The organism is Sphingomonas sp. FUKUSWIS1 (assembly GCF_000733135.1).
GTDB classification, from domain to species: domain Bacteria; phylum Pseudomonadota; class Alphaproteobacteria; order Sphingomonadales; family Sphingomonadaceae; genus Sphingomonas; species Sphingomonas aerolata.
In genome coordinates this window covers 1-7,175 of the sequence record NZ_JPJC01000223.1, presented here as the reverse complement: position 1 = coordinate 7,175, position 7,175 = coordinate 1, and the positions used below count along the sequence as shown (strand labels likewise).

Here is a 7,175-nt window from a genome sequence, read left to right as displayed (position 1 = left end):
GTCGAGGCGGGCAAGCCGCTCGCGCAGAACAAGCGCATCGCAAAGATCGCGTTCACCGGCGAGACGACCACCGGCCGCCTGATCATGCAATATGCGACGGAGAACCTGATCCCCGTTACGCTCGAACTCGGCGGCAAGTCGCCCAACATCTTCTTCGCCGACGTGATGGACGCCGACGACGATTATTTCGACAAGTGTCTCGAAGGCTTCGCGATGTTCGCGCTCAATCAGGGCGAGGTCTGCACCTGCCCGAGCCGCGTGCTGATCCAGGAATCGATCTACGAAAAGTTCATCGCGCGCGCGATCGAGCGGGTGAAGGCGATCAAAATGGGCTCGCCGCTCGATCCCTCTACGATGATCGGCGCGCAGGCGTCGAACGACCAGCTCGAGAAGATCCTGTCGTACATCGATATCGGCAAGGCGGAAGGTGCCAAGATTCTGACTGGCGGCGAACGCGCGCAGCACGACGGCGAGTTCTCCGACGGGTATTACATGGAGCCCACGATCATCGAGGGTAACAACAGGATGCGCGTCTTCCAGGAAGAGATCTTCGGACCCGTCGTCGCGGTGACGACCTTCAAGGACGAAGCCGACGCGCTCGCGATCGCCAACGACACGCTCTACGGCCTCGGCGCCGGCGTCTGGTCGCGCAACGGCACGACCGCCTACCGGATGGGCCGCGGTATCCAGGCCGGGCGCGTATGGACCAACTGCTACCACCTCTACCCTGCGCATGCCGCATTCGGTGGCTACAAGCAGTCGGGCATCGGCCGCGAGAACCACAAGATGATGCTCGATCACTATCAGCAGACCAAGTGCCTGCTGGTCAGCTATTCGGCCAAGGCGCTTGGCTTCTTCTGATACAGCTTCTGGTACGCACGCGAGATCGGATCCCCTTTCTCCCATGATCTCGCGACCGCACTGCGGCGGGCCTCAGGGTCCGCCGCATTTTTCCGTTTTCAAGGCTGGCTCCATGACCTTTGCTACGCTCGCCCCGCCCCGGATCCTGTCCACCGCCGCTGCCGATGCGCTGATAGCGAAGCTTGCCGCGCAGCACGGCCCACTGATGTTTCACCAGTCCGGCGGCTGCTGCGATGGGTCGGCGCCGATGTGCTATCCGGCAGAAGAATTCCGCGTCGGAACGCAGGACATCCTGCTCGGGCGGATCGCGCCCGGCACGGCGGAAGGTGGCGTCCCCGTCTGGATCGGCGCCGCGCAATTCGACTATTGGCGGCATACCCAGGTGACGATCGACGTCGTCCCGGGGCGCGGCGCGGGGTTCTCGCTCGAAGGACCTGAGGGACTGCGCTTCATGATCCGCAGCCGCGTCTTTACCGACGCCGAAGTCGATGCGCTCGACGCGGCCGGCCCGCCCGAGCGTGGCGCCTGACCCGGTCGATCGGCGGATGACGGGACTGCCCAAGCATGACATGATCGCGGCGATGTTCGTTCCGCCTCACCCTTCGCGTGCACCGTCCTCACCGATCCGTGTCGCCGCGACCCGCGTGACCGATCCCGAACTGGCGATCCGCGATCTGTTCGGTCGGCTCGATCTGCCCGAACTCGCTGGCATCGTCCTGTTCTGTTCGAGCCGATACCCGCTCGACGCATTGGCCGAAGCGATCGGCAGCCGTGCCGAGGGTCTGACGATCGTCGGTTGTACGTCGTCCGGCGAGATCACGCCGGACGGATTGGACGAGGGCACGATCACCGCGATCGGCTTTCCCGCGAGCGATTTCCGATTGAGCGCGACCTGTTTCGAGAATCTCGACACGTTCGATGCGCGCGTCGCACAGCAGACGGTGCGCTCGATGGTCGCCACCGCGGCGCTGCCAGGACCGCAACTGGGCGACACGCCAAGCCACGCCGCGATCTTCCTGGTCGACGGGCTTTCGCATCGCGAAGAGATGCTGACGCTGACGTTGCAGGATGCGCTGGGCGAGGTGCCGCTGATCGGCGGCTCGTCGGGCGATGGCCTCGATTTCCGCGAGACGTTCGTGTTCTACGAAGGGCAGTTTCGCCGCGACGCCGCGATCGTCGCAATCCTGTCGTCGTCGCGACGCATGAAGGTGTTTCGTGCGCAGCATTACGGCCCGGGCGGCGTCAAGATGGTCATCACCGTCGCCGACCCGGTGACGCGCATCGTCCATGAAATCAATGCCGAGCCCGCGGTCGAGGAATATGCGCGGCTGATCGGCACGACCGTGGCGGAACTCAGCCCCAACCACTTCGCGGCACACCCGCCGATGGTCCGCGCAGGCGGCGAATATTTCGTGCGATCGATCCAGACCGCGAACCCCGATGGTAGCCTCACCTTCTACTGCGCGATCGACGAGGGTATCGTCCTGACGTTGGGCGAAGCGACCGACATCATGCAGAATCTCCACGACCTGTTCGAAAATCTCGATCTTTCGGTCGGCGGGATCGACCGTATCCTCGGCTTCGACTGTGTCCTGAATAACGTCGAGGTTGAGCAGCGCCAATTGCGCAGCGCGGTATCGGCGCTGTTCGCAGATCGAGGTGTCGTTGGGTTCAATACGTACGGCGAGCAATATCACGCGCTGCACGTCAACCAGACTTTCAGCGGGCTGGCGATCGGGCGATGATCGCGGATACTGATGGGCATCGCGACGACCGGGTCGCCTCGCTCGAAATCCAGCTGGGGAAACTCGCGCGGATCAACGCGTCGCTGATGGGCCGGGTCGAGCGATCGACCGATCTGCGCGGCAACGCTTTTTCGGTGTTTGAGACCGCGATCTCGCTGGAGGGGAAGGTCCGTGAACGGACGGCGGACCTGGAACGCGCGCTCGGCGAACTCGCCTCGACCAACGCCGAACTCGCTCAGGCGACCGACGCCGCAGACAGTGCACGCCGCCGTTTGGGCGACGCGATCGAAACGATCAACGAGGGATTCGCGATCTTCGACGCGGACGATCGGCTGGTGCTATGCAACCAGACCTATTTGTCGCTTTGGCCCAAGGTCGCCGACCAGATCGTACCAGGTGTGCGCTTCGACGAGATTCTAGGCAAGATCGGCGAAACCAGCGGGATGCTCGGAGCGATGGTCGCACCCGATCGCTGGATATCGGAGCGTGGCGCGGCGCATGAGCTCGCTGAGGGTGGCCAGGTTATCGCGCTTGCCGACGGCCGCTGGATCCAGGTCAACGAGCGGCGCACAACCGAAGGCGGCGTCGTCGGCGTCTATACCGACATCACCGACATCAAGGCCGAGGATGCCCGATTGCGCGCGCGCGAGCTCGCCGAGCGCGCGGTCGTGTTGCAGGCGACGCTCGATGCGATGCCGCAGGGCGTGTGCGTGTTCGATCGTGAACGCGCGCTGCTTGCGTGGAACGATCCGCTGCTCGCGTTTCTCAAGCTGCAGCCGACGCGGGCAAGGCTGGAAATAGCGGAGCACGCCGCATTGATCCAGTGGTGCCGCACCGCGTTACCGCGTGCCGACGCTGCCGACACGCTTGGCTGGCTCGGCGAAGGAGAACCGGAAATCGTAGCAGTTCGCGCGCTGGAGGATGGCCGCAGCGTCGAGGTGCGACGATTGCCGATGCCGGGAGGCGGCATGGTGATGAGCTTCGACGACGTCACCGACCGGCTGCGTGCGGCGGCGGCGTTGCGCGAGACGAACGAGACGCTCGAACGCCGGGTGCAGGAACGCACTGCCGCGGTCGTCGCGGTCAATATGGAGCTTCAGCAGCAGGTCGCTGAACGCGTCGCCGCCGAGGCCGCGATGCGCGAGGCGAAGACCGCCGCGGAACAGGCGAACCTGTCGAAGACACGGTTCCTCGCCGCCGCGAGCCACGATCTCTTGCAGCCGTTGAACGCCGCGCGATTGTTTGTCTCGGCCTTGGCAACACGCCGATTGGCGCCGGCGAATCGGACGTTGGTCGAACAGACCGGCTCGGCGCTAGACTCGATTGAGGACTTGCTCGAAGCACTGCTGGAAATCTCGAAGCTCGACGCAGGCGCGGTAACGCCCGAGATCACTGACGTGCCGCTCGGCGAATTGATGCGCGCGCTGCACGCCGAGTTCGCGCTGGCGGCAAGCACGCGCGGGTTGACGCTGACTGTCGAGCCGACCACCGCCTGGGTCCGCACGGACGCGCGCCTGCTGCGACGAATCCTGCAGAACTTCTTGTCGAACGCGCTGCGCTACACCCGGCAGGGTGGCGTTGTGATGGCCGCACGGCACGAAGGAGCGCATGTCCAGATCGCGGTCACCGATACTGGTGCGGGGATCGATCCCACGCACCATGGTGAGATCTTCGAAGAGTTTCGCCGGCTGAACTCGGGGCATGAGCGTGGCATGGGTCTAGGCCTCGCGATCGTGCAGCGTGCCGGGCGAATGCTAGACCACCCGATCGGCGTGCGATCGGCGATCGGTCAAGGGTCGACCTTCTGCGTGACGGTGCCGCTGACAGTCGAGGGTACGCGTCAGATTTGCGCCGCCACCCCCGCCGCCCGCCGCGGGATCGCCGCGCGCACCGTGCTAGTAATCGACAACGAGGAAATAATCCTCGAAGGCATGCGGGCCGTACTGGAGGGCTGGGGTTGCGACGTCTTGACCGCGGTCGGTGGGTCCGAGGCGAGGGAAGCGATCGCCGCGTCTAGCGCACCGGTAGAGGTGATCCTGGCGGACTATCATCTGGGTAACGGCATGACCGGGGAAGTCGTCGTGGCCCAGTTGCGTACGTTGCTCGACCGGCCGACACCGGCGGTGATCATCACCGCGGACCGCGAACCGGACCTGCGCGACCGGTTGCTGGGTGCCGGTCTGCATGTATTGCAGAAGCCGGTGAAGCCGGCGCAGTTGCGGGCGTTGCTGGCGCGGCTGACAGGGTAGAACACGCAAAAGGCGATTGTCATCCCCCGGGGGGGGCGCCCGAAGGAGGGGGTGGCAAACGACCATCTCCGTTCCGTAACCTCCCCCTCAGTCGCGTTCGCGACACCCCCTTCTGGCAAGGGAAGGTTAAAAGCTCGAATGTCGGTAAACTTTAATCGGTCTCCTCAGTGCCGGGCCGCCAACGGTGCCGGCACGAAATTGATCTTGTTTGCCAGGATCACGGCTTGGGTCCTGCTATAAACGTTCAGTTTCGCCAGGATCGCCGAGACGTGCGCCTTCACCGTCGTCATCGAGACATCAAGTTCAAACGCGATCTGCTTGTTGAGCTTGCCGCCGACGACCAGCCCCAACACGACGCGCTGTTGCGGCGTCAACGTTTCGACGCGGCGGCGGATGTCGTCGAGTGCGACATTGTCCGCGCCGATAGTCCGGAATTCTTCCGGCATGAAGACGTCGCCCGCCAGGATTGACTGGATCGCCTCGACGATCGCGCTGCGCTTGAGCGACTTCGGGATGAACCCGGCCGCGCCGTTGGCAATCGACGCGCTGATCAAACCGCCCTCGCACGCACCCGATACGATCACGACGGGTACCGACGGGAACCGGTCGCGCATCTGGGCAAGTCCCGAAAACCCTTCGGCATCGGGCATGTTGAGATCGAGCAGGACGAGGTCGAAATCGCCTTCACGCTCGACGATTGCGATGGCCTCGGCGATCGACGACGCCTCGAACAATTCGCACTGATCGAACGCGACCGAGATGACGGTGCGGAGTCCGTCCCGTACGAGCGGATGATCGTCCGCGATTAGCACCCGTTCCACGTCATGCCCCCCTGCCCGCGGCTGGTGTACCGGCTCAGCGCGCGACAAGGAATGGGATGCCGCCTGCGACATCCCATTCTCGATCATCACGATTTTGGCAGCTTGAACACCCAGAGCGCACCACCCTGGTTGATATGCTGCACCGCCTTGGCGACCTCACCACCCCATAGCGGCACCGCGCCACCCCAGCCCGACATGACCGCGACGAACTGCTCGCCGTCCTGGGTCCAAGTGACCGGCGAACCGACCACGCCCGATCCGGTGTTGAACTTCCAGAGTTCCTTGCCGGTCTTCGCGTCGAATGCCTTCAGATAGCCCTCGGGCGTGCCGGTGAAGACCAAATTCCCCGCGGTCGCGAGCACCCCGCCCCACAGTGGCGCCTTGTTGTTGTATTCCCACGCGATCTTGCCGGTGGCGGGATCGATCGCGCGCAGCACGCCGATATGATCGGGGTACAGCGGCTTGATCGTGAAGCCCGCGCCCAGATAGGCCGCGCCCTTCTTGTACGCGATCGGCTCGTTCCAGATATCCATGCCCCATTCGTTGGAAGGCACGTAGAACATCCCCGTCTGGCCGCTATACGCCATCGGCATCCAGTTCTTGGCGCCGAGGAACGCAGGCGCGGAGAACACCGTCGTACCCTTTTCGGTCGAAGGCGGACCCGGACGGTTGGTATCGTCGAAGATGGGCCGGCCGGCCTTGGTATAGCCCTTTGCCCAGGTCGTCTTGGACACGAACGGATTGGCCGAGATGAACTTGCCGGTCGTCCGGTCTAGCACGAAGAAATAGCCGTTGCGATTAGCTTGCGCGCCAAGCTTCATCATCTTGCCGCCGATCTTGGCATCGAACGGGATGAACTCGTTCACGCCGTCGAAATCCCAGCCGTCGTGCGGCGTATACTGGTAATGCCATTTGATTTCGCCGGTGTCGGCATCGATCGCCAGCGTCGACGAGGTGTAGAGATTGTCGCCCGGCCGCAGATGGCTGTTCCAAGGTGCCGGGTTGCCGGTACCGAAAAAGAGCAGATTGGTGTCGGGATCGTAGGTGCCGCCCAGCCATGGCGCGCCGCCGCCAGTCTTGTACTGATCGCCCTGCCAACTCGCGTTGGTCTTGCCGGTGATCGTTGAGTCCTTGCCGTTGAGCGAGCCCATATTGCCTTCGATCGTCGGCCGCGACCAGACCAGCTCGCCGGTGTTGACGTCGCGCGCCTCGACTTTGCCGATGACGCCGAACTCACCGCCCGAATTGCCATAGATCACCTTGCCCTTGACGATGATCGGTGCCGCGGTGTTCGAGTAACCCGCCGCGTAATCCTGCAGCGTCTTGTTCCAGATCACCTTGCCGGTGTTGCGGTTGAGCGCGACCATGTGCGCGTCGAGCGTCGCGAAGATGATCTTGTCGCCGTAGATCGCCGCACCGCGGTTGACCACGTCGCAGCAGGGCATAATGCCGTCGGGCAGACGCGCGTCGTATTGCCACTTCTCTTCGCCGGTCTTCGC

Annotated in this window: 5 protein-coding genes and 1 pseudogene; 4 read left to right on the top strand and 2 right to left on the bottom strand. The window is 63.9% G+C overall.

The features are described 5' to 3' along the window. From adh to sphsw_RS13280, 4 genes and pseudogenes are all read left to right on the top strand, one after another. Positions 1-861, top strand: a pseudogene (adh, locus tag sphsw_RS13295) (aldehyde dehydrogenase); the annotation flags it as partial. 112 nt (positions 862-973) lie between these two features. Further along, complete coding sequence (locus sphsw_RS13290) at positions 974-1,390, top strand: DUF779 domain-containing protein (RefSeq protein WP_031441028.1); 417 nt, start codon at positions 974-976, stop codon at positions 1,388-1,390. Positions 1,391-1,430: 40 nt separating this feature from the next. Further along, a complete protein-coding gene (locus sphsw_RS13285) occupies positions 1,431-2,606 on the top strand; it encodes an FIST N-terminal domain-containing protein (protein WP_151992476.1) in 1,176 nt (391 codons plus the stop codon). Beyond that, positions 2,603-4,855: a hybrid sensor histidine kinase/response regulator gene (locus sphsw_RS13280; RefSeq protein WP_031441026.1), complete on the top strand. Its 2,253-nt coding sequence runs from the start codon at positions 2,603-2,605 to the stop codon at positions 4,853-4,855. Before sphsw_RS13285 ends, sphsw_RS13280 begins: the two co-directional genes overlap by 4 nt. 164 nt (positions 4,856-5,019) lie before the next feature. Here sphsw_RS13280 and sphsw_RS13275 read toward each other — a convergent pair whose 3' ends face one another. Then, the gene (locus tag sphsw_RS13275) at positions 5,020-5,676 is read right to left on the bottom strand and encodes a response regulator (RefSeq protein WP_042467292.1); all 657 of its coding nucleotides are present in this window, start codon (positions 5,674-5,676) and stop codon (positions 5,020-5,022) included. Between the two features lie 86 nt (positions 5,677-5,762). After that, on the bottom strand, positions 5,763-7,175 hold a 1,413-nt coding region (locus tag sphsw_RS13270; RefSeq protein ID WP_031441024.1), incomplete at its 5' end, for a methanol/ethanol family PQQ-dependent dehydrogenase.